Annotated in this window: 21 protein-coding genes; 18 read left to right on the top strand and 3 right to left on the bottom strand. The window is 40.9% G+C overall.

Going from position 1 to position 24,849, the window contains the following annotated elements; all coding sequences use genetic code 11:
- Genes bchD through cadA form a run of 4 tightly spaced genes read left to right on the top strand, consistent with a single transcriptional unit; the run spans position 1 to position 6,047 of the window.
- The gene (bchD, locus tag HZA77_08740) at positions 1 to 2,052 is read left to right on the top strand and encodes a magnesium chelatase ATPase subunit D (protein MBI5375508.1); all 2,052 of its coding nucleotides are present in this window, start codon (positions 1 to 3) and stop codon (positions 2,050 to 2,052) included.
- 13 nt (positions 2,053 to 2,065) lie between these two features.
- Positions 2,066 to 3,217 carry an ATP-binding protein gene (locus HZA77_08745; protein MBI5375509.1) on the top strand — a complete coding sequence of 384 codons (1,152 nt, stop codon included), beginning with the start codon at positions 2,066 to 2,068 and terminating at the stop codon, positions 3,215 to 3,217.
- A 34-nt stretch (positions 3,218 to 3,251) separates the two neighbouring features.
- Positions 3,252 to 4,106, top strand: a complete 855-nt coding sequence (locus tag HZA77_08750) for a hypothetical protein (protein MBI5375510.1) — start codon at positions 3,252 to 3,254, stop codon at positions 4,104 to 4,106.
- A gap of 3 nt (positions 4,107 to 4,109) precedes the next feature.
- A complete protein-coding gene (gene cadA / locus HZA77_08755) occupies positions 4,110 to 6,047 on the top strand; it encodes a cadmium-translocating P-type ATPase (GenBank protein ID MBI5375511.1) in 1,938 nt (645 codons plus the stop codon).
- A gap of 19 nt (positions 6,048 to 6,066) precedes the next feature.
- Here the strand turns inward: cadA and HZA77_08760 are convergent, their stop codons facing one another.
- The gene (locus tag HZA77_08760; GenBank protein ID MBI5375512.1) at positions 6,067 to 8,538 is read right to left on the bottom strand and encodes a right-handed parallel beta-helix repeat-containing protein; all 2,472 of its coding nucleotides are present in this window, start codon (positions 8,536 to 8,538) and stop codon (positions 6,067 to 6,069) included.
- A 321-nt stretch (positions 8,539 to 8,859) separates the two neighbouring features.
- Between HZA77_08760 and HZA77_08765 the strand changes: the two genes are divergently transcribed.
- The 11 genes from HZA77_08765 to HZA77_08815 all read left to right on the top strand — a co-directional run bounded on the left by HZA77_08765 (position 8,860) and on the right by HZA77_08815 (position 20,575).
- On the top strand, positions 8,860 to 9,771 hold the full coding sequence (locus HZA77_08765) for a branched-chain amino acid transaminase (protein MBI5375513.1): 912 nt from the start codon (positions 8,860 to 8,862) through the stop codon (positions 9,769 to 9,771).
- A gap of 22 nt (positions 9,772 to 9,793) precedes the next feature.
- Positions 9,794 to 10,105 carry a zinc ribbon domain-containing protein gene (locus HZA77_08770; protein MBI5375514.1) on the top strand — a complete coding sequence of 104 codons (312 nt, stop codon included), beginning with the start codon at positions 9,794 to 9,796 and terminating at the stop codon, positions 10,103 to 10,105.
- A 91-nt stretch (positions 10,106 to 10,196) separates the two neighbouring features.
- Positions 10,197 to 10,379 carry a hypothetical protein gene (locus HZA77_08775; GenBank protein MBI5375515.1) on the top strand — a complete coding sequence of 61 codons (183 nt, stop codon included), beginning with the start codon at positions 10,197 to 10,199 and terminating at the stop codon, positions 10,377 to 10,379.
- A 2-nt stretch (positions 10,380 to 10,381) separates the two neighbouring features.
- Entirely contained in the window at positions 10,382 to 11,788 is a 1,407-nt protein-coding gene (locus tag HZA77_08780; protein ID MBI5375516.1) for an FAD-binding protein, read from the top strand.
- A 200-nt stretch (positions 11,789 to 11,988) separates the two neighbouring features.
- Positions 11,989 to 12,642, top strand: coding sequence for a hypothetical protein (locus tag HZA77_08785; GenBank protein ID MBI5375517.1), 654 nt, complete (start codon positions 11,989 to 11,991; stop codon positions 12,640 to 12,642).
- Positions 12,643 to 12,645: 3 nt separating this feature from the next.
- Positions 12,646 to 14,199, top strand: a complete 1,554-nt coding sequence (locus HZA77_08790) for an SAM-dependent DNA methyltransferase (protein ID MBI5375518.1) — start codon at positions 12,646 to 12,648, stop codon at positions 14,197 to 14,199.
- A 2-nt stretch (positions 14,200 to 14,201) separates the two neighbouring features.
- Complete coding sequence (locus HZA77_08795; GenBank protein MBI5375519.1) at positions 14,202 to 15,473, top strand: restriction endonuclease subunit S; 1,272 nt, start codon at positions 14,202 to 14,204, stop codon at positions 15,471 to 15,473.
- Complete coding sequence (locus tag HZA77_08800; protein MBI5375520.1) at positions 15,460 to 15,624, top strand: hypothetical protein; 165 nt, start codon at positions 15,460 to 15,462, stop codon at positions 15,622 to 15,624. Before HZA77_08795 ends, HZA77_08800 begins: the two co-directional genes overlap by 14 nt.
- Positions 15,621 to 18,764: a type I restriction endonuclease subunit R gene (locus HZA77_08805; GenBank protein MBI5375521.1), complete on the top strand. Its 3,144-nt coding sequence runs from the start codon at positions 15,621 to 15,623 to the stop codon at positions 18,762 to 18,764. The genes HZA77_08800 and HZA77_08805 overlap by 4 nt, the downstream gene beginning before the upstream one ends.
- 261 nt (positions 18,765 to 19,025) lie before the next feature.
- Entirely contained in the window at positions 19,026 to 19,742 is a 717-nt protein-coding gene (locus tag HZA77_08810; GenBank protein ID MBI5375522.1) for a hypothetical protein, read from the top strand.
- Positions 19,743 to 20,062: 320 nt separating this feature from the next.
- Positions 20,063 to 20,575, top strand: a complete 513-nt coding sequence (locus HZA77_08815; protein ID MBI5375523.1) for an ORF6N domain-containing protein — start codon at positions 20,063 to 20,065, stop codon at positions 20,573 to 20,575.
- Positions 20,576 to 20,588: 13 nt separating this feature from the next.
- Here HZA77_08815 and HZA77_08820 read toward each other — a convergent pair whose 3' ends face one another.
- Together HZA77_08820 and HZA77_08825 are read right to left on the bottom strand one after the other, a co-directional pair.
- Complete coding sequence (locus HZA77_08820) at positions 20,589 to 21,542, bottom strand: HD domain-containing protein (protein ID MBI5375524.1); 954 nt, start codon at positions 21,540 to 21,542, stop codon at positions 20,589 to 20,591.
- 13 nt (positions 21,543 to 21,555) lie between these two features.
- Positions 21,556 to 21,819, bottom strand: coding sequence for a DUF4321 domain-containing protein (locus HZA77_08825; GenBank protein MBI5375525.1), 264 nt, complete (start codon positions 21,817 to 21,819; stop codon positions 21,556 to 21,558).
- Positions 21,820 to 21,922: 103 nt separating this feature from the next.
- On the opposite strand from HZA77_08825, the gene HZA77_08830 reads away from it, so the two are divergent.
- The 3 genes from HZA77_08830 to HZA77_08840 are packed head-to-tail and all read left to right on the top strand — an operon-like array spanning position 21,923 to position 24,843.
- Positions 21,923 to 23,071, top strand: a complete 1,149-nt coding sequence (locus tag HZA77_08830) for a hypothetical protein (protein MBI5375526.1) — start codon at positions 21,923 to 21,925, stop codon at positions 23,069 to 23,071.
- Positions 23,055 to 24,101, top strand: a complete 1,047-nt coding sequence (locus HZA77_08835) for a glycosyltransferase family 9 protein (protein MBI5375527.1) — start codon at positions 23,055 to 23,057, stop codon at positions 24,099 to 24,101. The genes HZA77_08830 and HZA77_08835 overlap by 17 nt, the downstream gene beginning before the upstream one ends.
- Positions 24,085 to 24,843, top strand: coding sequence for a coproporphyrinogen III oxidase (locus HZA77_08840; protein ID MBI5375528.1), 759 nt, complete (start codon positions 24,085 to 24,087; stop codon positions 24,841 to 24,843). Before HZA77_08835 ends, HZA77_08840 begins: the two co-directional genes overlap by 17 nt.
- Positions 24,844 to 24,849 lie beyond the last annotated feature (6 nt).

The raw sequence follows: 24,849 nt of genomic DNA on the forward strand, positions 1-24,849 counted from the left end.
ATGGCTATGAACAAGCAAATTAAAGCCTCCCGAGTTCTCTATCCTTTTTCTGCCATGGTCGGGCAGGAAAACATGAAGCTTGCCCTCATCCTGAATGCAATCAACCCCCAGATAGGCGGGGTACTGATAAGAGGTGAGAAAGGGACCGGGAAATCAACCCTGGTCAGAGCCCTTGCAGAAATACTGCCATCCATTGATGTAGTCGAAGGATGCGCCTTTAACTGTAATCCTCACATCTTCACTGAGCTATGCCCCAAATGCCGTACAGATGTTCTCGAGGGGAAAGGCCTCAGGATAAAAAAAACGCAGGTCAAAGTTGTTGACCTTCCACTGGGCTCTACTGAGGACAGGCTCGTAGGCTCCCTCGACATAGAGCAGGCGGTAAAATTCGGCAAAAAAGTTCTTGAACCCGGTATACTTGCAGATGCAAACCAGGGAATACTCTACGTTGACGAGATAAACCTGCTCGACGATCATGTGATAGATGTTCTGCTTGATGTAGCAGCTTCCGGAGTTAACACAGTTGAAAGGGAGGGGATATCATTTTCCCATCCATCAAGATTTATTCTCGTGGGCACCATGAATCCAGAGGAAGGGGAGTTGAGGCACCAGCTCTTAGACCGGATCGCTCTGCATGTTGAGGTTAAAGCCCTTGACTCAATAGATGACCGTGTTTCAGTGACACAGCTCCGCAACCAGTTCGAGAGTACCCCAGATGCTTTCAGGAAAAAATATTCAGTCAAAAGCAGCGATCTTAAAAAGAAAATTGTAGATTCACAGGATTTACTGAAAGAGATAGATATCCCGGACAGGACAATGATGCTTGTATGTAAAATGTGCAGAGAGCTTGACGTTGAAGGCCACAGACCTGATGTGATGATTCTTAAGACGGCTTCTACCATAGCAGCTTACGAAGGACGAAAGGAAATGACGCAGGAGGACGTGAAGAAAGCAGGCGAGCTTATACTCCCCTGCCGTATCCGTTCCCTTCCTTATGGTGAAGAATCTTCAACTGATGAGTTGATAGACCAGCTTGTTGACGAGCTCTCACAAGAGATGGAAGAATTCATGCCTCCCTCTGATAGTGACGCAGAGCTTGAATCAACTGACGAACAGGAAGAAAAAATTGAAGGGCAGATACACCGGATCGGGACCCCTGTTGAAATACCCAAGCAGATGACAAAGAAAAAGGCTGACCGCAAAATGCGTTCAGGCTCAGGAAAAAGAATAAAGTCTATTTCGTCCGGAAGAAAGGGAAGATACATTAAACACAGCATCCCCCAGGATGACATCATTGACATAGCCTTTGATGCGACAGTCCGCGCTGCTGCACCTCACCAGAGAAGCAGAAGGGAAAAGGAACCATCCAAACATGCCCTGTTAATAAAAAAAGATGACATCAGGAGAAAGATACGCCAGAGCAAGGTTTCATCCCTTATCGTTCTTCTTGTTGATGCAAGCGGGACAATGGGAGCACTTGACAGGATGGAATGCGCAAAGGGAGCAGTATTCTCGCTCCTCATGGATGCTTACCAGAGCAGGGACAAGGTAGCAATGGTTGCATTCAGAGGAAATGACGCGCAGGTAATACTTCCGCCGACTAACGGGGTCGAGCTTGCAAGGAAACTCCTCACTGACCTCCCCACAGGAGGGAAAACCCCTCTCGCGCTGGGGATGATGAAGGCATTAAACCTTATAAAAACTGAGAAGAAAAAGGATGACACAATTGTACCGCTCCTCGTTCTTCTCACAGACGGAAGAGCGAACATATCCATAGTAGCGGATGCAGACCCGATGGAGGAGATAAAAAAGTTATCAGAGATGATCGCCTCTGAAGACATATACACAGTAATGATTGACACTGAAGTGACAAAGAAAATGAGGTTCCTGAATTTCTCCTACGGATTTGCAAAGGATATCGCTGAAGCATTGGGAGCAAAATACTACCGAATAGACCAGCTCGACTACCAGAGTCTTGGCTCACTTATTACGATGGAAAAGAAGATGGCATTCGACCAGGTGGAAAGACAACCAACAGTCTCTTTAAGATAAAGGATGATGTGAAATGGCAAAAAAACAAAAACAGACCAAAACAGAAAGCAGTGCCTTTACAACCGGAAGGACTAACTTTCCCTTTGCAGCAATAGTTGGACAGGAAAAGATGAAGATGGCATTAATCCTCAATGCAATCAATCCGCAGATAGGAGGAGTGCTCATAAGGGGAGAAAGAGGGACCGCAAAGACTACCGCAGTAAGAGGACTGGCAGAGATACTCCCCGGAATAGATGTAGTTGACGGGTGCAAGTTCCGCTGTAATCCCTTTGAACCGGGAAAGATGTGTTCCTCCTGCCGTGACGAATACGACAAAAAGAAAAAACTTCCCCATGTAAAACAGAAGATGCACATAGCGGAGCTTCCTGTGGGAGCAACCGAGGACAGGGTCGTAGGAACGCTCAACCTTGAAACAGCAATAAAGGAAGGAATAAAAGCCCTTGAAACAGGAATCCTCGCAGATGCAAACCGTGGGATACTTTACATAGACAACATCAATCTCCTTGATGACCATATTATGGATGTACTTCTTGATTCTGCTGCCATGGGGGTAAACGTGATTGAAAGAGAAGGTGTGTCTGTCTCTCATCCCGCACACTTCATTCTTGTAGGCACAATGAATCCGGAAGAAGGAGAGTTACGGCCGCAGCTTCACGACAGACTCGCCTTCCATGTGGAAGTAAAAGGGATGTCAGACCTTAACTCAAGGGTGCAGATAGCAAAAAGGATAAGGGAGTTTGAAAAAGATCCAATCCTTTTCAAGTCACGCTTTGAAGCACAGAGCAGGGAAATTACTGAAAAGATAATCAGGGCAAGGGACATGATTAACAATGTTAAAATATCAGAATATTTCCTACGAATAATCGCCCGCATGTGCATTGAGCTTGATGTCGACGGCCATCGTCCTGATATTATTATCGCAAGGGGTGCAAAGACCAAAGCAGCATATGATGGAAGACATGAAGTGGTGGAAGAAGATGTAAGGCTTGCAAGCGAATTGACTTTAGGCTTCAGGATGAGGAGAACGCCATTCGAGGATGCAGCCCTTGCTACAGGGAAGTTCCAGCAGGTTCTTGACTATGCAAAACAGATGGAAGATAACGCAGCCAAAGAAAAGAAAAAAGGAAAAAGTAAACAAAAGGCTGACACAGCACCTGCATCCTAAGTACAATAAATCAGTTTTTTAAGGAGCGATTCCAATGCACGACATTAACCGTGATAAATTCTTCGAAAAGATTTCAGCGGAAAAGAAAAAGGGACGCAGCAAACCACAGGGTGGCGAATCCCATACATCATCTCACGGGCACAGCCATGATGATCATGATGAAGAAAAAAATCATACACACGGCAAACATGAACATAGGCACAACGAGCACGAAACAAAGCATTCTCACCAGCATGATGAAGATAATCACCATGAACATGACAAAGACAATGAACATGATCATCACGAACACGATGAACACAAGCACGACGAGCATGACCATGACAAAGCTCACGGGCACCGCCACGACCATGATGAACATGATGAAGACAATGACGAACATTACGGGCATGAACACGACCACGACGAAGATGACCTTGAAGGCCATTCTCATGACGACCACACACATGGCCATGATCACGGCTCATTCGTAGACCGCGCCTATGTGCATGTCCATGGCCATTCCCACAGGATAAAGCATGATCACACCCATGCGCATAGCCCTGAAGGAGAAAGTGTAATACACAAGATTTTCAACAATCCGTTGAGAGACTGGTTTGCACTGATTTTCATGTGTGCACTTTTAGCGGCAAGCCAGCAGTTTGCCATGAGCGACACTCTAAAAGATGGACTATTGATAATAGTAACCGTAACAGGGCTTTTCCCTCTTGTAAAAAACGCATTGCTTCAGGGTCTGATGAAGAAAAAGCTGACCCCTGAATTGCCGGCAGCCCTGTTGCTGATTTTGCTTCTTGCAAATGAAAGATTTTTCATCGCAGCCTTAGCGGCTCTTCTCTTATTTCTGGGAAGTTTCCTTAACCTTGATTTCTCATGGGGAGAAAAGGACTAAAACATGCATGATATAAGCAGAGAATCTATACTACCGGGAAGTGTCGCCGCATCAGTTGGTGAGCACGATCATCATCTGTCAACATTCAATATAGAAAAGGTTGAGACTTTTTTTTCTCCTGTTGTCTCCATAATTCTTATTCTTTCTTCTTTCTTTTCAGGCGGGGATAAAACAAGGCTCGGCATTTACCTTTCCCTTTCAGCATGTGTTTTAAGCGGTTTGCCAATAGTAAAAAATTCGATTCGGGCAATATTTGTGGACGTAAGACTTAACGCCGAGTTCTTAGTCACCTGCGCGCTCACAGCCTCAATATGGGTCGGAGAATACATGGCAGGCGCCATCGTAGTCCTTATGATGAATGTTGGAGAGCTCCTTGAAGACCTGACCATTGCAAAGACCGGCGAGGCAATAAGGAAGTTAATTGCCATCACTCCCCAATCTGCGACAGTCATAAGATACGGAATGGAAGAAAGGGTTGACATAGAAGATGTTATGAAGAACGACCGTGTCCTTGTAAAGCCCGGGGAAAAGATACCTGTTGATGGTTACATCGAGACAGGAAAAGCAGAAATCGAAGAGGCGACTATTACTGGCGAGCCTCTTCCAGTAACAAAAGAGGAAGGGGATAGCGTTTTTGGCGGAACAATAAACAGGAACGGCGTACTTATAATAAGAGCAACAAGGGTCGGCAGGGAAACAACTCTTTCAAAGATAGTGGAAATGGTAAAAAAGGCTCAGGCTGAAAAGCCTCCCATAGAAAGAATAGCAGACCGTTTTTCAAGCTGGTTCACCCCGGCAATTCTGATTTTCAGCGGCGCTGTTTATTTTTTTACAGGCGAGATAATCCGCTCTGTATCCGTACTCGTTGTTGCATGCCCATGTGCTTTAGTAATCGCCACACCAACAGCGGTAGTTGCCGGTATAGGCAACGCTGCCCGGAAAGGGATACTGATTAAAGGTGGGGCTGTCTTAGAAACAATGGGACGTATCACGTCATTCGTATTTGATAAGACAGGCACTCTAACATTCGGAAAACCTATGGTAGAGGAGATTCTCCCTCTCGAAGGTTTTAGCGACAAAGCTGTAATAGAACTCGCCGCAATGGCTGAGAAAAGGTCAATCCATTCCCTTGCGCATGCCATTCTTGAAAAAGCTCAGGAAATGGGGCTTACAATACCGGCACCGGACAATAGTGAAACCATTGTGGGCAGAGGAATCAAGGCAGAGATAGGCGGGGACAAGATAATCTTAGGGAATAAGAAAATATTCACGGATGAGGGAATCCATATCCCTGAGGATTGCCATATTTTCATAGACGGTCATTCCCGGAACGGGAACACTTCAATAATAGTAGGGCTTAATGGAAAGATTGCAGGCATTGTGGCAGTGTCAGACAGGATAAGGGAAGAAGTTGGAGAAACTATCAGTGATCTCAGAAAACTTGGGGCAAAAAACATAGTCATGCTTACAGGTGACAGAAAGGAATCTGCAACAAAGGCTACAGAGGGAATAGACTTTGACAGGATAGAAGCTGAACTTCTCCCCGAAGACAAGGTCATCCATATAACTAGGATGAAGAATTCTGGTGAAAAAGTTGCAATGGTGGGAGACGGGATAAATGATGCCCCTGCCCTTGCCCTTGCTGATGTGGGCATTGCAATGGGAGGAGGCGGAACGGACATAGCCATAGAGTCGGCTGATATCGCCCTAATCTCCGATGATATTTCAAAAATCCCTGAAGGGATTGCCCTTGGAAAGAAAACGATTCAGATCATAAAACAAAGCTTGTTGATGTCTGTGATAATAAATGCGGGAGCGCTGTTCTTTGCCTCCACAGGATATCTAGGTCCTATAGGCGGAGCCATAGTCCACAACATCGGTTCCATATTAGTCGTCGGCAACTCCTCAAGGCTCATCACATACGGGTACAGGAAGAGGTAATTGTATTATTTTTTTTTATCTATGGAGAAGCGGTGGCAGCGGCTTTGCAATCTTTACCGTAAACTACACCTGTCAGGTTGAGTGCGCCGCCGGCCTCAATATCTCCGCTATCATTGCCGCACACATCTCCCTGATTTGCTGTAAGGTCGCCTGAGATTTTTAATCCCTTCCCCTGATTCTTGTTAATCTGGATGTTTGCGAGCACAGCTACCTCACCTTCGCCTGTCACAGTAATACCATGTCTCCCATTTCTACTAACCTCAAGAGAGTCAACGCTGCCTGCAAGAACACTGCTTTCACACCAGATACCTTCTTTTTTGTTATTATTGATTTTAGCCTGCTTGTTAATAACAACCGATGCCGTCGTATAGATTCCCCGTCCTTTGTTATTAAGCATCTCAATGCCGTCAATCTCAATACCACGTCCATCAGTAACTGCGCCGATATTGGAAATTCCTGTTCCTCTATTGGAGCTTATTTCATTCGATATACCGTAGATTGTGAGGCTGCCATCCATCGTGATACCATTTCCTTTGTTCTTATTTACCTTGGCATTCTCCAAAGTAACAACACTGCCTTTAGACTGAACCTTAATACCTATACCTTTATTCCCAATGACCTCAAGAAAATCAACGCCTCCGGCAAGAACACTGCTACCGCACCAGATACCCTCCTTTTTGTTCTCGTTGATTTTAGCTTGTTTGTTGATGACAACCGAAGCTGTTGAATAGATTCCTCTGCCTTTGTTGTTAAGCATCTCAATTCCGTAAATCTCTATTCCACGCCCATCAGTGACTGCACCTATATTGGAAATTCCTGTCCCGCCATTATTGCTGACCTGATTTGCCGTTCCATAAATTGTGAGGGCACCATCCATAGTAATCCCATTCCCTTTGTTCTTGTTAATCTTCACATTCTCAAGAGTAACAACACTCCCCTTATTTTTGGACCAAATACCTGCGCCACCGTTCTTCACTACCTCAAGAGACTGGATTGAGGCTGCAAGGATGCTCCCATGTTGCGTGAAAATGCCTCCATCTTCGTTATGGTTGATCTTGGCACTCGTGAAAATATCTATTGTATTCACTGCATTGATACCAAAACCATTGTTATCAAGTATCTCCACATCTTCAACAGTTATTTCACCTGCACTATATATGCCGTCACCGGAAAAGTTTTTTATTATCATTCCTTTTACTGCTCCATCTATCCCGGAAAAACTTACACCGGTGGCGATCCCTGCATTTATGCCGTCCAGTTCCACTTTACCGCCGGGTTGCATGGTAGCATCTATTGTCTCTGCCTCTTTAAGTACAGGAAGTTTCTTTTTCGGACGAATAACAGGTGCGATAGAACTTGCTTTAGAAGTAGTTCCTCCGCTTATAAAGAAAGTAATTGTATCCTCTCCAACTCGGGCATTTGCTTCCTCCATTGCCGCACGAAGAGTACATTCCGGATCACCACCGGCAGTTGTCTTGCCTGTGTTGCAAGCGCCATCTGTTACATCAGTATCAGAACTATCACCTGTGGAATTGACCACCAATCCGGTTTTCGTCTCTGCCGTGACTGATATATGCACCGGTATCAAATCTATCAGCGGCACACATGCCGAAGGGTTTTCATTGCTGTAATTAGTGACTAGTGGGTTTTGAATCGTAAGATAATAATCACCGTTACTGCCTAAAGACATTGCAAAGTCTTCATATCCCGCATAGGAGTCAGAAATTATTTCTACAGTGCCGTTGTCTTTGTAATTGATTTTCCCAAGAGAGATTCTAGGATTATAATATATCTGTCCTGAATAGTTTTCCGGATTGGTTATTGATGCCTTTACGGTAACCTTGTCCCCTTTTTTTCCGGAAAACTTATAACGAACTATGTCTTTGTCCAAACTTACTGAATAAAAATTCACATCTTTTTCCAGCCCCTTTGACAGCAAAAATTCTTCATCGTATGAATTCAGCATATCATATATTCTGTATTTTATATTTGCGGGAAGAGAATTACATATAGGGCAATATTGCGAAGAGCCGGCGTTATAGTTAACCTCAGGATAGACTTTTAAAATCAATGAAAAATCATTAATATCGTTGGAAGTTGAAGATACCGTCCAATCATAACCACCCGCTTGTGACACGGTAGAAAAATACCCACCGTAATCTAATGTGCAATCAGTACAATCATTTGCCGGCTCTATATATCCATAAATATTTGTTGGTTGTTCAGCGGACAGGAAAATTCCGTATCTTCCTTCAGATTTGTTATCAAGCAGACTTTTAATCCCTACCTCAATGGTAAATGGCACTGTTGCAACAGGCAGGCTGCTCTCTCCATTATAAACATCAGAAGGGATGCAATCAAAGTTTGATATAGTTATCGTCCCGGTTATTGGCACATCACCGTAAGATAAAGAAACCGGCATGAAAAAGCTTAAGATGCCCCCAAACACAAAAAAAACAGCCAGGAATAATTTACTAAATAATCTCTTCATATTGTCTCCGAAAAGTAAGCTAATATATTGTTTTTTCAATGCTCTTATTTACCAAAACGTCTGCTTTTGCTTTACTATATTATATTTTATTAACACATATCAACATCAAATCCTTTCTTTCTCTGCACTCTCTGCAAAGGATAGTTAAGGATAGTTTCAGAATGTAAAAAAGCAATAATCTATTTGACATTTATCTCTTTTTTATTTAGTTTCAGAGTTCTGCGGAAAACAGAAAGATGCTGAAATATAAGACCACAATCTGAAAACCGGTTTTTCCCAGGAAAAATTATATAACATTAACCTTTGGCGCTTTGAGGGAGTATGGAAAAGTCTGATAAAATATGGATGGATGGGAAATTAGTTGACTGGGATGATGCTAAAATCCATATCCTCACCAATACATTCAACTATGGACTCGGCGTTTTTGAAGGAATAAGGTGCTATAACACAGCAAAAGGTCCTGCTATATTCCGACTCGAAGAGCATCTCGACAGACTTTACAACTCTGCAAAGATAGCGTCCATAAAGCCCAACTTCTCAAAAGATGAACTAAGAAAAGCGCTTATCAAAACCATAAAAGTCAATAAACTCAAAGAATGCTATATAAAACCAATCATCTATTATGGCTACGGCGAGATCGGTCTATATCCAAAGAACAACCCTGTAAACAGCGCTATATCGGTTTATCCATGGGGCGCATATCTTGGGGCAGAGGGATTGTCAAACGGTATAAGTGTTAAAATCTCATCATTCTCAAGACATTATATCAACGCTGCCATGACAAAGGCAAAGATATGTGGTTTCTATGCCAATTCTCAGCTTGCCAAGATGGAAGCCATTGAAAACGGATATGACGAGGCATTGCTTCTTGACACCGAGGGACGGGTTGCTGAAGGCTCAGGGGAAAACCTTTTTATAATAAAAAACGGAAAGTTAATGACGCCTCCGGTGCTTACCGTACTTGACGGAATCACTCGGGACAGCGCCATCCAGATAGCCCGCTATAAGAAATATGTGGTTGAAGAAGCATCTCTTACAAGGGATATGGTCTATATAGCAGACGAAGCATTCTTTACAGGAACTGCCGCCGAGTTGACACCTATCAGGGAAATAGATAAAAGACCTATAGGGATCGGTAAGACCGGTCCGGTGACAAAACAGCTTCAGGAGGAATTCTTTAAAGCTGCAAAAGGAAAGAATAAGGATTTTCTCCACTGGCTTACATTTATATGAAATAAGAAGGAGGCTTAAGGGTATGCCGATTTACGAATACGAATGCAATGATTGCCAGAATAAATTTGAAGTATTTAAAAACATTACAGACAATAATGGGAGCAAATGCCCAAAATGCTCATCTGAAAAAGTTCAGCGCTTAATATCCCATTCAGGATTCATACTTAAAGGTTCAGGCTGGTATGTAACAGATTATCCCTCAGAATCGCGCAAAAAAGGCATGGCATCAGAAGGAACAACATCAAAAAGCTCTACTATAAAACCCTCGGTCACTTCGACCACGTCAACTTCAACAACATCAACTGCCGATTCAAAACCAAAAACTGCAGCATAGAAGACAAGACTTTAAATTCTGCAATGATATTCTCTTAGGACATCAAAAAATAGATTTGCATTTTTCCGGTTGATGATATTAATTCCTACACATGGAAACTCATTGCGATCTTAAAGTCGGAATGTTCGTAACCCATGACAAATTCGGCAGAGGACGGATATTGAAAATCCACTGCAAGGAAAATGATACTGTCATAGAAGTAAGCTTTGTAAACTATGGGACAAGAAAGTTATCTCTCAATAACACCAAGTTTCTGAAGGTTGAAGAAGAATAAAAATGATTGATGTTGAAGCTCAAAAGCAATTTAGAGACATAGTCGGGAAAGAACGCTTTTCAACTGCAAGAGAAGACCTTGTCTGCTACTCCTATGATGCTGCAAACCTTCCCTATCTGCCCGATGCAGTTATTTTTCCTCTAAGTGAAGCGGAAGTTGTGGAAATTATAAAAACAGCTTTCAGATATAATATCCCTGTTTTTCCGCGCGGAGCAGGCTCAGGATTTACGGGGGGAAGTTTACCTGTCAAAGGCGGCCTCGTTGTCTGTATGGCTAAGATGGACAGGATAATAAACATAGACGAAGATAACCTCACTGTTGAGGTTGAGCCCGGAGTGATAACTGAAAAACTCCAGCAGGCTGTAGAGAAAAAAGGGCTTTTCTATCCTCCTGATCCGGCAAGTTTGAAGTTTTCAACTATTGGCGGAAATATCGCAGAATGTTCCGGAGGCCCGAGAGCGGCGAAATATGGAGTCACAAGGGACTATTTGCTAAGCGTTAATATTGTCACTCCTCCGGGAATAGTAATAAAAAGCGGCGCAAAAACAGCAAAGAGCGTTGTTGGCTTTGATTTGACCCGTCTTATAGCGGGCTCTGAAGGAACATTGGGTATAATCACAAAGGCAACACTTAAACTCATCCCTATGCCTGAGCAAAGGCAGTGCATACTCGCGCTTTTCAAATCGATAAGGGATGCAGCTACGACAGTCTCCGAGCTTACTGCAGCCCGCATAATCCCATCAACGCTTGAGTTCATGGACTACACCTGTATTAAGACTGTTAGCAATTATCTTAACCTTGGCATTCCTGATGAATGCAAGGCACTCCTTCTTATTGAAGTGGATGGCTCTAAAGAAGATGTAGCTTCAAAAAGCAGAAAAGCTGAAGAAATATGCAGGAGAAAAAATCCTGTTGACATAAGGACAGCTTCAACAAATGAAGAAATGGAAAAGCTCTGGACTGTAAGACGTGGAGTTTCCTCTGCCATCGGAAGATTATCAAAAACAAAGATAAACGAGGACATCACGGTGCCCCGCAATAAAATTCCCGATATCCTTGATGAGGTCTATAAAATCGCAGATAAATACAGGCTTTCAATAATCTGCTTTGGACACGCAGGTGACGGGAATATCCATACCAACATCATGACTGACAGGGAAAATAAAGAAGAAATGGGAAGGGTAGAAAAAGCTGTTGAAGAGATATTTGCAGCAACACTGAAGGCAGGGGGAACCATCTCAGGAGAGCATGGGATAGGGATAACAAAATCCCCCTACATTTCAATGGAGCTAAATCAGGAATATCTAAATCTCATGTGGCGTGTAAAGAAATCCTTTGACCCTACTGAGATAATGAACCCGGGAAAGGTATTCCCTCCGGACTTTGTCTATACGCCATTTCTTGTGTGAATTTACCTCAGATGAACATATCTCTTTATGTCGCCATTTTGGCACCTTGAAAAGAGAACATGCTGAAATCAAGGTTGTTTTTGGCGCTATACAACAGCAGTAACGCAAATCCAATTGATTTAATTCCTTGCTTCAGATAATAAAAAGGAATAATCCTGCTATATTATAAAACGCTTAAATAACGAGAAATAACAGGAAAGATGTTGAATACTTTTACAGCTTTCTTTACCGTTGCTTATGATTTTTGGATTCTTTTTTTTCTCACATACTTCCCTATGATTTGGAACTTAATAAATACAAATATAGTAGGAACGTTTTTTGGAGCTTTCTTGGGATTTTTATTTGCTCTTTATCTTGAAAGATTGAGAGAGCATAAGGAATCAAACTCTGAAAAAGTAGAATCACTTCAAAATACTATAAATATGCTCAAGGTAATTGAAAATGAAATAAAGTTTAATTTTGAAAGGAAAAAACAAATTAACGAAGAAGCTTATAAGCCGCTACCCGACGGGAAAGCAATAATCACAATGCCATATTATAATTTAGATGATTCTTCAAAAAAAGCATTATGGAGTGAGGTAGCTAACTCTTTAAAAGATGACCCTGATTTCACAATATTTATCAACGCATTATACAGGCATTTTAACTTAATAAACAGAATGCTTGATATATTGGCAAAAGATTACCAAACAGAAAAATTCGAAGTTCTTAAGGAACCATTTATTAAACTAATTGAACTAAATAAAAGATATGTTGAAAATATTACAGACCTATCAGAAATAAAGGAACTTTATCAAATCCAAGAAAAAATATCCAAATTAGAAGACGAATTAATAAAGTTAAAATTTGAGTAACTAATGGCAGGCAATCATAACGATATTGAAAAAAAGCTCTGGGAGGCAGCAGACCAACTAAGGGCAAATTCAAAACTTAAATCCTCTGAGTATTCGGTTCCTGTTCTTGGTCTTATCTTCCTTCGTTATGCTGACTACAAGTTCACTGCTGTTGAGGAGGAGATAAAGAAGCATCAACCTGCAGGAAGCCGCAGGGCAATTTCAAAGACAGACTTTCAAGAAAAGGGAGTGATGTTTCTTCCTGAAATTTCCCGCTTTTCAACTTTGCTGAAACTCCCGGAAGGCGAAAACATAGGCAAGGCAATAAATGACGCCATGAAAGCGATTGAAGAGCAGAATGAAGAATTAAAGGATGTGCTTCCTAAAACCTACAACCGCCTTGAAAATGATGTCCTCGTTGCTCTGCTTAAACAATTTTCAAGTATAGCGATGGACATGGAAGGCGATGTCTTCGGGAAAATCTATGAATACTTCCTTGGCAAGTTTGCAATGAGCGAAGGGCAGCGTGGTGGAGAGTTCTTTACTCCTATATCTCTTGTTAAACTCATTGTAGATGTCATTGAGCCCTACCACGGAAGAATTTATGACCCTGCCTGCGGTTCAGGTGGCATGTTTGTCCAAAGCGCAAAGTTCGTAGAACGGCACAAAAAGAGACCAAGTTCAGAAATCATGGTCTATGGTCAAGAAAAGACCGCAGAAACTGTTCGGCTATGCAGGATGAACCTTGCCGTGCACGGTCTGTCAGGAGACATCAGACAGGGAAACACATACTACGAAGACCTGCATAACTCCTTCGGGAAGTTCGATTTCGTTATGGCAAATCCTCCTTTCAATGTGAATGGAATTGACAAGGAGAAGATAAGCAAGGACAAAAGATTCTCTTACGGAATACCAAAACCAGACAACGGCAACTATCTCTGGATTGAGATATTCCTGAGCGCCCTGAATGATAACGGCAGGGCAGGTTTCGTAATGGCTAACTCGGCAAGCGATGCAAGGCAGTCTGAGCTTGAGATACGGCAGAATATGATTGAAGGAAATACTGTTGATGTGATGATTTCCATAGGTTCAAACTTCTTTTACACAGTTACGCTGCCCTGCACTCTCTGGTTCTTTGACAAAGGCAAAGTAAAGACAGACCGCAAATATAAAGTTCTTTTTATAGATGCCCGCCACATCTTTAACCAGATAGACCGTGCCCACAGGGATTTCCTGCCAGAGCAGATTGAGTTTATATCTAACATTGTTAGGCTCTATCGGGGAGAAGGTGTTGAAACGGACAACGGAAGCCAAAAGCTTATGAAAGAGAACTTTCCCAAGGGGAAGTATCAGGACATTGCAGGGCTTTGCAAGGTTGTTCCCATTAAAGAAATAAAAGAACATGGCTACTCGCTTAATCCCGGACGGCATGTAGGGTTTACTGAGAAAGAAGCGGATGATTTTGATTTCTATGAGAGGCTTGAGGAGCTAAACGAAGAATTGGAGTTGTTGAATGTTGAGGCGAGAGAGTTAGAGGAAAGGATAGCAAATAACCTACTTGAATTGTTGGAAAAATAACATTGAATAAAATGGAAAAAATACGTTCAACTTTAAGTGATGCATGTTTTCTGGTTACTGATGGCACGCATGATACTCCCAAAACTTTGGAGAGCGGTATTCCATTTATAAAAGCAAAGGAAATAGTTGGTGAAATTATCGACTTTGAAAATTGTGAATATATTAGTTATGAAGACCATTTAAAAGTAATTGCTCGCTCGAAACCAGAGAAAGGAGATACTCTATTTGCTCATATAGGTGCTTCATTAGGTGAAGCTGCCTTTATAAAAACAAACATAGAATTTAGTATAAAAAACATCGCATTATTTAAACCAAACTCTTCTAAAATTGATAACAGATATTTATTCTATTATATTATTAGCCCAAAATTTCAAGGCGAAATAAAAAGCCGCCGAACTGGTTCGGCACAGCCTTTCGTTAGCCTTGAATTCTTAAGGAATCATCCAATTGAGTATCATCATAATGTTAATACCCAACGCAAAATTGCTACTATCCTTTCTGTCTATGATGACCTAATTGAGAACAACCACCGTCGCATCAAGATTCTGGAAAAAATGGCGCAGATGATTTATCGGGAGTGGTTTGTCAACTTCTGCTTCCCAGGGCATGAGAAGGTGAAGATGGTCAAGTCAGAAATGGGAATGATACCCGAGGGGTGGGAGGTTGTTAATTTCAGTGAACTCTATATGACGAGTTCGGGAGGGACACCAAGTAGAAAAGTTGCAGGGTATTACGGAGGAGCTCATCCGTGGATTAAAACTCGCGAGTTAAATGATGGATTCATACTGGAAACAGAAGAAACAATTACAGATTTTGGAATGCAAAAATCATCGGCAAAGCTATTCCCTGAAAACACGGTAATTTTGGCAATCTACGGAGCAACAATTGGCAAGCTCGGAATTCTATCCATGCCGGCTGCCACTAATCAAGCATGCGTTGCCATCTTGCCAAAAGAAGTAGAATTTGGTCGAGCTTTTGCTTTTTTATTTCTGCGAGAAAACCGAGATAAACTGATTGGACTTGGGCAGGGCGCTGCACAACAGAATATCAGCCAAGTGGTATTAAAAAATTTTCCTACACTACGTCCACCGGTAATTTTAATGCAAGAGTTGTCAGTAATGGTAGAACCACTACTTGATAATGTTAGAAACCTGCAACAAAGAAATGCCAACCTCCGTCGCACTCGTGACCTTCTTTTACCTAAACTCATCAGTGGTGAGATTGATGTTGAGGACTTAGATATTAACTCAGGTATCAACAATGGACATACCTAATACTGTAAGAAATAATATCTTCCATGGAGGGAAATTCCCCTTTGTGCCTGAAAGAGATGAACAACTTATTTACAGTTCACTTATTATCATTGACGACTGTATTGAATCCGTATCAAAACTCAAAAAACATTTCTTAGAGACTGCTGAATGACCTATTATAGCGAAGATGAACTTATAGAACAGCCCACCATAGAGTTATTTCAATCACTCGGATATGATTACAAATACTGCTACAATGAGACCTTCGGAGACAACGGAACTCTGGGAAGAGACACGCCATCCGAAGTTGTTATAGTTGAAAGACTCAAAGAAGCACTTGTCAAATTAAATCATTCTGCCACTCCTGAGACTATAGCCCTTGCCATCGAAGAGTTAACCCGTGACAGAAGAGCTATGAATCCAGCCCATGTCAACAGGGAAATTTACAGGATGCTGCGGGACGGGGTTAAGGTCTCAATGCGAAATGCGGATGGAAGCGAAGAAGTGGAAATAATCAAAGTTATAGATTTCAAAAATCATGGCAACAATGATTTCTTACTTACTTCTCAGCTCTGGGTGACAGGAGAAATGTATAAGAGGCGGGCTGACCTTGTGGGGTTCGTAAATGGTCTTCCTCTCATATTCATAGAGTTAAAAGCTGTTCACAAGAAGCTTGAAAATGCTTTCAAAGACAACCTTACGGACTATAAAGACACCATACCACAGCTTTTCTGGTACAACGCTTTTATCATTATTTCAAATGGAGCAGAAAGCAGGATAGGTTCGATTTCGGCTGATTATGAGCACTTCAGTGAATGGAAGAAGATTAACAGCGAAGGAGAGGAAGGTATAGTCTCTCTTGAAACTATAATCAAAGGAACCTGCAATAAAATAAAGTTCATAGACTTATTGGAAAACTTTGTCCTCTATCAGGACACAGGTGGTGCACTCATCAAAGTAATTGCTAAGAACCATCAATACCTCGGCGTAAACAACGCTATCGAGTCCTTCGGGAAAATAAAAGAACAAGAGGGAAGGCTGGGAGTATTTTGGCACACACAGGGAAGTGGGAAGAGCTTTTCCATGATATTCTTCTCCCAGAAGATATTGAGGAAGTTTGAAGGAAATTATACCTTCCTGATTGTCACCGACAGAAAAGAGCTTGACAATCAGATTTACAAGAACTTTGCAAACTGCGGAGCTGTTACTGAGCAGGAAGTTCATGCCGAAAGCGGAAAACACCTTGAACAACTCCTGAAGGAGAACCACCGGAACATCTTCACTCTCATTCATAAGTTCGGCGATATAAATGAGAAAGTATCAGACCGCTCAGACATCATTGTCATCACCGATGAAGCACACAGAAGCCAGTATGACCTTCTCGCCATGAACATGAGGAAAGCCCTGCCCAATGCTGCCTTTATAGCATTTACAGGAACGCCTCTCATGGTAGGCGAGGAGCTTACAAAGAAAACCTTTGGCGACTATATCAGCATTTATAATTTCAAGCAGTCAGTTGATGATAACGCAACAGTCCCACTCTACTACGAAAATCGGATTCCCGAAGTTCAGTTAAAAAATGAAGACCTGAACGATGACCTCCAGAAGATTATCGAGGAGGCAATGCTCGATGACGAGCAAGAAGAAAAGCTTCAGAGGGAATTTGCACGACAATACCACATTATCACAAGAGATGACCGCCTTAATAAGATTGCTGAGGACATAGTCGGGCACTTTGCAAACAGGGGATATCAGGGGAAGGCAATGGTTGTATCCATTGATAAGCCTACGGCAGTCAAAATGTATGACAAGGTGCAGAAATACTGGGGAAAGTATATTGAGGAGCTTAAAACAAAAGCCAATGGGATGAAAAGTGGCAGGGAACTGATTGAAAAGAAAATAAGGTACATGGAAGAGACCGACATGGCTGTCGTGGTAAGCAGCGAGCAGAACGAGATAGAGAAATTTCGAAAGCTCAAGCTGGACATAAAGAAACACCGTGAACGGATGGTTAAAGAAGACCTTGCTGAGAAGTTTAAAGACCCTGATAACCCTTTCAGAATTGTATTTGTTTGCGCCATGTGGATGACAGGTTTTGATGTGCAATCATTGTCCACCATCTACCTTGATAAGCCCATGAAAAATCACACGCTCATGCAAACTATTGCCCGGGCAAACAGAGTGTTTAGAAATAAGACAAATGGTCTAATAGTGGATTACATTGGCATATTCAGGGAACTCCAGAAAGCCCTTGCCATCTATGGTTCAGGAGCTGGTGGAGGAATCAGGACTGGTGATACCCCAATAAAACCTAAAGATGAGCTTATCAAAGAACTTGAGCAGGCGCTTGCTGATACGGAGCAGTTCCTTAAAGAGCGTGGGATAGATAGTGAAAAGATAATCAAGGCAAATAAACTTGAAAAGATAAAACTCTTAGTTGATGCGGTGGATGCAATACTGATAAATGATGAATCAAAAAACAGATATCTCTTTCTTGCTGGTGTAGTGAAAAAGTTTTTCAAGGCAATTCTTCCGGACACGAAAGCCAATAAGTTTTATGAGAGATGTGCTTTGCTTAATGCAATTGCTGAAAAGATACGCTCAATGACAGAAGAAACAGATATCTCAGTCGTTACAGGCAAGATCGAAAAAATTCTGGATGACTCCATAGAAGCTGAAGGGTATGTGATAGAACAACTTTATGAAGATGATGGCGAACCTTACAGAATTGACCTTTCAAAGATTGATTTGGAAGCTCTCAGGAAAAAATTTGCCAAAGAGCATAAGCATATCCAAGTTGAAATATTGAAGTGGAAAATTAATTCCAAACTAACAAAGATGGTGCGGTTAAATAAAACAAGAATTGATTTTCTTGAGAAATTCCAGAGTCTTTTAGATGAATACAATTCAGGTGCTGTAAATATAGAAAGTTTCTTTGATGAACTGCTTGAATTCGCACAGAATCTTAATGAAGAGGATAAGCGTGGTATTGCTGAAAGCCTATCTGAAGAGGAGCTTGCAGTCTTCGACCTCCTTAAAAAGCCTGACATCAATAAAAAGGAAAGCCAACAGGTAAAATCAGCCTGCAAAGAACTCCTTGAAAAACTTAAAGAAGAAAAACTTGTCCTCGACTGGAGAAAGAAACAACAGACTCGCGCCCAGGTGCTTTTTACAATAGAAACTGTTCTTGATAATATGCTTCCTGAAAGCTACTCGAAGGATATATTCGGAAAAATATGCACATCAACATACCAGCATATTTACGATTCCTATTATGGAGCCGGTAAAAGCATCTATGACCTGCACATATAATATTGAATTCCTCCGCTGAAAATTGAGCCACCCTTGTGAAAGATATCTCTTATTTCATCTGTGTATCAATGACTGCTCCTAAATTGTGCGCATCTCAGTTTGACGCCCCCTGATTTGAGCCGCCTTCAGTCGCTTGATGATTTCTTATAAATCAACCCTGCAAATCAAGGATTGACAATGAAATTATAAACCTATTAGAATCATTGCAAATGAATTAAATGTAACTTTCTTCAAGAATATTAAACTCTAAGAACTATCTATATGGAAGACGCTAGGAGATTTTTAAGATATGTACTACCAGGTCTGGTTTTCTTAATAGAGGTCTTTTCCTATCTACTAATATCTGCAAGTACTGAATTTGTTAAATTTCTAAAAGATATCGCAGTAAATATTAGCTTCCCGATATCAATATTTTTAGCTTCTGGTGGTATCGGGTTTATATTAGGAATTTTCTATCGTACTTTATATAAAAGTAGAATGTTTGATTCATTAGTAGTTAATCATCATAGTCAATTAAGTGATTCTATAAGTAGAGGTTGGCTAAAATTACAAAATCGAGAAAATAAGCAAGAATTTAAAATAAATGAACTTTCTCGAAATGGTGCATGGCGTATCCAAGCGGTAATTTGGCACGAAAGAAGAAACTCTAATGAAATAATTAAATCTGCAGATTCACTTACTGATAGATTGGGTGACATATCTCATGGACTAGGGACCGCTTTAATCGGTGCAATTATAGCAGTTCCTGTTTGGATAGTTGCTCATTATGCACTTACTCAAAATTATAATTTTGTTTTTTATATAACACTTGCAATATCTTTCTTAGTTGTTATTTGTAACTTGATAAATTATATAGGGACTGTAAGAGATTTTGAAAGTGTGGTGGATATTATTTCAACTGATTTACTGAAAAATGAGTATATTAAAAATGGGAATCAACCTCTTATTATAGATTGTATTTTACGTGAGTTAAGATAGTTTTTTTAATAATGTTATTTTAAATCAAATTGAAAGTTTCATGGCTGCAATCCCTTCTTTACGGAAATACAGCTATTCAAAAATCTCCCTTATAAAACCACTTGATGATTGAAGCGAAATGTACACACTCCCATGCTGTTATTTTTCTTCCTCTGTACGAAATGTCCTGAACACAAACCTGTCCATCATATAGTTTTTTAATGAGGTTAAAAAACCATTTTAAGATTGCAATAATATAATACGCTTTTTATTGCTATATTTATATTATTTTATATTATAATATTACAATTACAAACTGATATCTTGGATTGGAGAGATTTATGAAAGCACTTATTCCAATAGAAGTAATAGAAAAAAAGATATTATTGATTCGTGGCCAAAAGGTTATACTTGATTGGGATTTAGCAGAGTTATATGACGTAGAAATACGAGTGTTAAACCAAGCTGTTCAGAGAAACATTGTCCGTTTTCCATATGATTTTATGTTTCAGCTCACTAAAGAAGAAAACAGCTTTCTAAGATCACAATTTGTGACCTTAAAAAGAGGACGCGGACAACACAGAAAATATTTGCCCTACGCTTTTACCGAACAGGGCGTCGCGATGCTCTCAAGTGTGTTGAACAGCGAACGGGCGGTACAGGTCAATATCACTATCATGAGGGCTTTTGTAAAACTGCGAGAAATAATCGGTACCCATAAAGAGCTTGCAAAAAAGCTGGATGAAATGGAAAAGAAATATGACGCACAATTCAGGATTGTCTTTGACGCCATACGACAGCTTATAGCGGCACCGGAAATAAGGAAAAGAAAAATCGGGTTCAGAAAAGAATAAAGTCAAATCCGTCTCAACTATTATCGCTGCCTGAATTATTCCTGAACACAAACCTGTCCATTGCCGGCCAATACTGTGTCCAGCGCGGATCATTGGAATCAGGCTTTGAATCAATCCAGTCTTTGAATGACCACAGTTTGGCATCGAGGTTGTCGGCATAATGAAGTGCAAGCGCCTCAATCGTCATAGGTCTCACAGGTGAGCCGAATTCAAGCTCCCCGTGGTGGCTAAGGATTATGTGTTTTAACTGAACAGCAATCTCATAAGGAAAATCAGAAAACTGCTTCAGTTTATCTTCGAGCATGCCTATCCCAATGGTAATATGGCCAAGAAGCCTTCCCTCATCAGTGTAATTAACTGCAAGAGCACTCTTGAGTTCTCTTAGTTTACCTACATCATGGAGCAGTGCACTCGTTAAAAGAATGTCCCTGTCAAGCGGGTATTGTCCGCTGAGATAACTGCATGTCCTGCAGACGGCAAGCGTGTGTTCAGCGAGACCGCCGCTGTATGAATGATGAATGGACCTTGCTGCCGGATGCTTCAGAAATTTTTCTCTGAAATTTGGCTCAGAAAAGAATGAGAAAGCAAGAAGTTTTAGATGCTCATTAGTGACAGATTCGATAATAGTGTCAATCTCAGCAGACAACAGATCACTTCCCACGGAACCAACCTTGATGAAAAGGCTTGGATCTATGTCCTCGTCTTTTACAATCTCAACATTGCTAAGTGTAATCTGAAGTTTATCATTATATTTTCCTACTGTTCCCTTTATCCTGCAAACACCGTCAACCTTTATATGGTCATAGGAAGGCTTGTATTCCCAGGCTATTGCGGGCATCTCTCCTGTTTTGTCGCAGAGCACAACTCTGAGATATGGTTCTCCATTTTTTTTATGAAAAACCTGTTTCCATTTCACTGCAAAGGAACTCTCAACAGAAGTCCCATCTTTAAGCTCTTCGATTGTCATTATTTCAAATCCCCTATTTCCCTATCCATTTGTACAGAAAAATCCCCAGGAAAAAACCTCCAGCAGTTCCGATATTTACTAGAAATTTGAATCCCACCTCAAACTCGAAAAACTTAAGATTAAGCTTTGTTGTCCCTAATGTAACGTTAAACCCGGTTGAAAATATCTTAGACACAACATCACTTGGAATGAGAAGAAAAAGATCAGAAACTATATTCCCCACAAGCATACCAAGAATAATCAGAACCAGAAACAATATAAGATTTGATCCTTGCATTTATATCTCCTGTTATTTTCTTAATAGCCGTTTTCTTGACATTGAATGACTAATAAAATAATAGAGCAACAACAAAAAAACTTTTTATAACTATAGAACGATAATGGATCCTCTTTCAATCAAAATAGAGCTTTATTGCAATGGCGTTAAGCTTGATGAAGGCATAAGCCTGGAAACCAAGAAATGCATCATCCCGACGCGCGTTTACACCAACAAACGTGCTTCCCTTTCTAATGGGAAATGCTTCAAACTTAATATTAACGGCTATAACACCATCGCTAACCTAGCTGTGCGTGAATCATTTGCAAGCAACTCTCCCTATACCTTTTTTGAACGCGATGGGAAAGGATATATTGCAGGGAAAGGATTTGAAATCCAGGCAGAACCGATAAAATCCCCGGAATGGACAGAAATAGAGATATCGGCAGGGAAGAAAGTTGTCCATATCATGCAGCAGCACAGCACGCATATTCTTGGAACAGCACTTTCAAATTTTTGCACTTACAAAATTGAAGGCAAAGGATGTAAGTTTTGTGCCCTTGATGCAGGACATAACTATGTTTTCAAAAAACCTGAAGAAATAAGGGAGGTGCTCACAGCCCTCAAAGAAAAAGGAATACTTGGAAAAGACATTCTGGAGATAAATATTAATTCAGGAGTTATGGAGAATGAAGAAGTATCTGCTGAGAGCTATTTAGAAGCCATAAAAACAATGAAAGAAGTCTCTAACCTTCCTGTATATGCCCAGCTCTGTCCGGTTGACGGGAAGATGATAGAAAGACTTCATGATGCAGGTCTTGATTCTATAAGCTTTAATATAGAGATTTATGATGAAACAATAAGAAAAGAAATATGTCCCGGCAAAGGAGAAATCCCGGTTAGCCGCTATCTTGAATCACTTTCAATGGCATCATCAATATTCGGAAAGAACCAGACCAGCTCATGGCTTATAGTCGGGCTGGAATCTCCTGAAAGCAGTATAAAGGGAATGGAAGAAATAGCAAAGGCAGGCGCAATCCCTCACCTCACAGTATTCAGACCGCTTGAAGGAACAGAGCTTGCCAAAATTGCACCACCGGATCCGCAAAAAATAATCAGAATATATAAAGAGCTTCCCCGCGTGCTTAACCAATACGGGTTAAACCCGCTTGAGACCAGATCAGGATGCACCAAATGTAACGGATGTTCGGCAACTCTTGAAGCTATCATGCAGGACGTTCCGGCGGCGCTTATTAATGAGTGCGCAAACTAATATAAAAAAAGTCCTTATAATATTCCCCGGCTCATTAGGCGACTTCATCGCATTTCTTTTGCCTCTAAAAGCCATCAGGGATAAATTCCAGTCATCACACATTGAGCTTATATGCAATTCAGATTTTTCTGAAATAGCAAAAAAAGGCTCCAGACCTGACCGTGTTTCATCAATCTCGCAAGCGGGAATATCAGGACTTTTTATAAATCTCCCGCAATGTAATCAAAAATTCAAAGATTACCTTAGTGGGTTTGATCTTATAATTTCATATCTCGATGATGAAGAAGGAACCTTTTCAGGCAATCTCAGAAATCTCTCCTCCGGAACTGTAATATCAACAAAGGGCAATATCAGAAAATTAATGAAAAACAATTTATACTCTCACTATTTCTCTCCGCTTCGACCATTAGGAATCAAGCCGTCTTTATCAAATGACCATCTTATATTCGCTGAAAATGAAATTCTAAAGGGAAAATCTTTTCTAAATGATTTAGGCTATTGTGATACGGATAAAATATTTCTTATCCATCCCGGCAGCGGTTCTTCAGTAAAAAACTGGAAGATAGAAAACTATTTACAGCTTGCTGACAAGATAAGAAAGTCCTGTGGATTTAAACCACTCTTCATAATTGGTCCTGCAGAGGAATATTTGATAGAACCGATTGGCTATAAGCACCCGGTTATAGAGAATGTTAATCTTCTCACTCTTTCTTCTGTAATGGCAACGGTTTCAGCTAATGAAGGAGCTTTCATTGGGAATGATTCAGGGATCAGCCACCTTGCGGCAGCAGTTGGATTAAAATGCTACATGATATTTGGACCTACTGATCCGGAGCTATGGGCACCGCCATTTAACAACGTGACAATAATAAGGAACAACACTTCAAGGTGTAATGGCTGTCTTCCAGGAAATATTGTTGACTGTAGAGCTAGAGAATGTTTAGACAGTATTCAACCTGAATATGTTTTAAAAATTATAAAAACATCAGCAATAATATTGAAGGAGCAAGGAAATGAATATCTTACCTAAATTTGATGACTACATGACAAGGACAAAGAAGAAAGCACTTAAGAACTTTACTTCCATGGAGCTGAACCCTCTTGTTCAAACTCAGACATGGAATGTCGCAGATGGGTTCATGGAAGTGAACACTATACGGGGTAAGATTTTCGAGAAAATGGGAATAAGCGACTCACGCTTTGAAACTATTATCCCGCGTTACAATGAAAAAACAACTGTTAGGGTATTTGAAATATGTTCGCATACTTTTAACCCTGAAGTCCCGGTAGGGACATTGAGTCTGAGATTCCTTAAAAGAAAAACCGGAAGACTTATGGGACATACAGACCTTTCGCCATTTCTTGAATCAAAAAAAGAAAGGGAACTTTTCGTTAATGCAATGAAGTCTCTTTGCAGGAAATACAGAAAGGACTATGAAGAGCTTAACAGCAATCTCAAAAATCTTTTTCATTCTGTTTACCGGAACAAGCAGCGGGGAGGCGGGCTTGGGATTGCTTTCGACCTTAATGAAAAAGATTTTCCCCTGTTATGTGAAACAGGCGAAACTTTCATAAAGATATATTCAAAGATCATTGACAGAACAAAGGGATTAAAAATCAACAAGAAAGACCGTGAAGCAGTGCTTGCTGCCCGCGCTCAGTGGGTGGAGTTTAACCTCGTAGAGGATAAAGGTTTTATTGCAGGAATCAAGATCGGAATTCCACCGGAGGCAATGATGGTCCAAACTCTTCCACCTCTTGTGAAGTTTTAAAATCAA

The organism is Candidatus Schekmanbacteria bacterium (assembly GCA_016219965.1).
GTDB lineage: Bacteria > Schekmanbacteria > GWA2-38-11 > GWA2-38-11 > J061 > JACRJM01.

What these genes read in the sequence shown, in the direction of transcription:
- bchD (MBI5375508.1), top strand. Translation starts at nt 1, where the DNA reads ATGGCTATGAACAAGCAAATTAAAGCCTCCCGAGTTCTCTATCCTTTT.
- HZA77_08745 (MBI5375509.1), top strand. Translation starts at nt 2,066, where the DNA reads ATGGCAAAAAAACAAAAACAGACCAAAACAGAAAGCAGTGCCTTTACA.
- HZA77_08750 (MBI5375510.1), top strand. Translation starts at nt 3,252, where the DNA reads ATGCACGACATTAACCGTGATAAATTCTTCGAAAAGATTTCAGCGGAA.
- cadA (MBI5375511.1), top strand. Translation starts at nt 4,110, where the DNA reads ATGCATGATATAAGCAGAGAATCTATACTACCGGGAAGTGTCGCCGCA.
- HZA77_08760 (MBI5375512.1), bottom strand. Translation starts at nt 8,538, where the DNA reads ATGAAGAGATTATTTAGTAAATTATTCCTGGCTGTTTTTTTTGTGTTT.
- HZA77_08765 (MBI5375513.1), top strand. Translation starts at nt 8,860, where the DNA reads ATGGAAAAGTCTGATAAAATATGGATGGATGGGAAATTAGTTGACTGG.
- HZA77_08770 (MBI5375514.1), top strand. Translation starts at nt 9,794, where the DNA reads ATGCCGATTTACGAATACGAATGCAATGATTGCCAGAATAAATTTGAA.
- HZA77_08775 (MBI5375515.1), top strand. Translation starts at nt 10,197, where the DNA reads ATGGAAACTCATTGCGATCTTAAAGTCGGAATGTTCGTAACCCATGAC.
- HZA77_08780 (MBI5375516.1), top strand. Translation starts at nt 10,382, where the DNA reads ATGATTGATGTTGAAGCTCAAAAGCAATTTAGAGACATAGTCGGGAAA.
- HZA77_08785 (MBI5375517.1), top strand. Translation starts at nt 11,989, where the DNA reads ATGTTGAATACTTTTACAGCTTTCTTTACCGTTGCTTATGATTTTTGG.
- HZA77_08790 (MBI5375518.1), top strand. Translation starts at nt 12,646, where the DNA reads ATGGCAGGCAATCATAACGATATTGAAAAAAAGCTCTGGGAGGCAGCA.
- HZA77_08800 (MBI5375520.1), top strand. Translation starts at nt 15,460, where the DNA reads ATGGACATACCTAATACTGTAAGAAATAATATCTTCCATGGAGGGAAA.
- HZA77_08805 (MBI5375521.1), top strand. Translation starts at nt 15,621, where the DNA reads ATGACCTATTATAGCGAAGATGAACTTATAGAACAGCCCACCATAGAG.
- HZA77_08810 (MBI5375522.1), top strand. Translation starts at nt 19,026, where the DNA reads ATGGAAGACGCTAGGAGATTTTTAAGATATGTACTACCAGGTCTGGTT.
- HZA77_08815 (MBI5375523.1), top strand. Translation starts at nt 20,063, where the DNA reads ATGAAAGCACTTATTCCAATAGAAGTAATAGAAAAAAAGATATTATTG.
- HZA77_08820 (MBI5375524.1), bottom strand. Translation starts at nt 21,542, where the DNA reads ATGACAATCGAAGAGCTTAAAGATGGGACTTCTGTTGAGAGTTCCTTT.
- HZA77_08825 (MBI5375525.1), bottom strand. Translation starts at nt 21,819, where the DNA reads ATGCAAGGATCAAATCTTATATTGTTTCTGGTTCTGATTATTCTTGGT.
- HZA77_08830 (MBI5375526.1), top strand. Translation starts at nt 21,923, where the DNA reads ATGGATCCTCTTTCAATCAAAATAGAGCTTTATTGCAATGGCGTTAAG.
- HZA77_08835 (MBI5375527.1), top strand. Translation starts at nt 23,055, where the DNA reads ATGAGTGCGCAAACTAATATAAAAAAAGTCCTTATAATATTCCCCGGC.
- HZA77_08840 (MBI5375528.1), top strand. Translation starts at nt 24,085, where the DNA reads ATGAATATCTTACCTAAATTTGATGACTACATGACAAGGACAAAGAAG.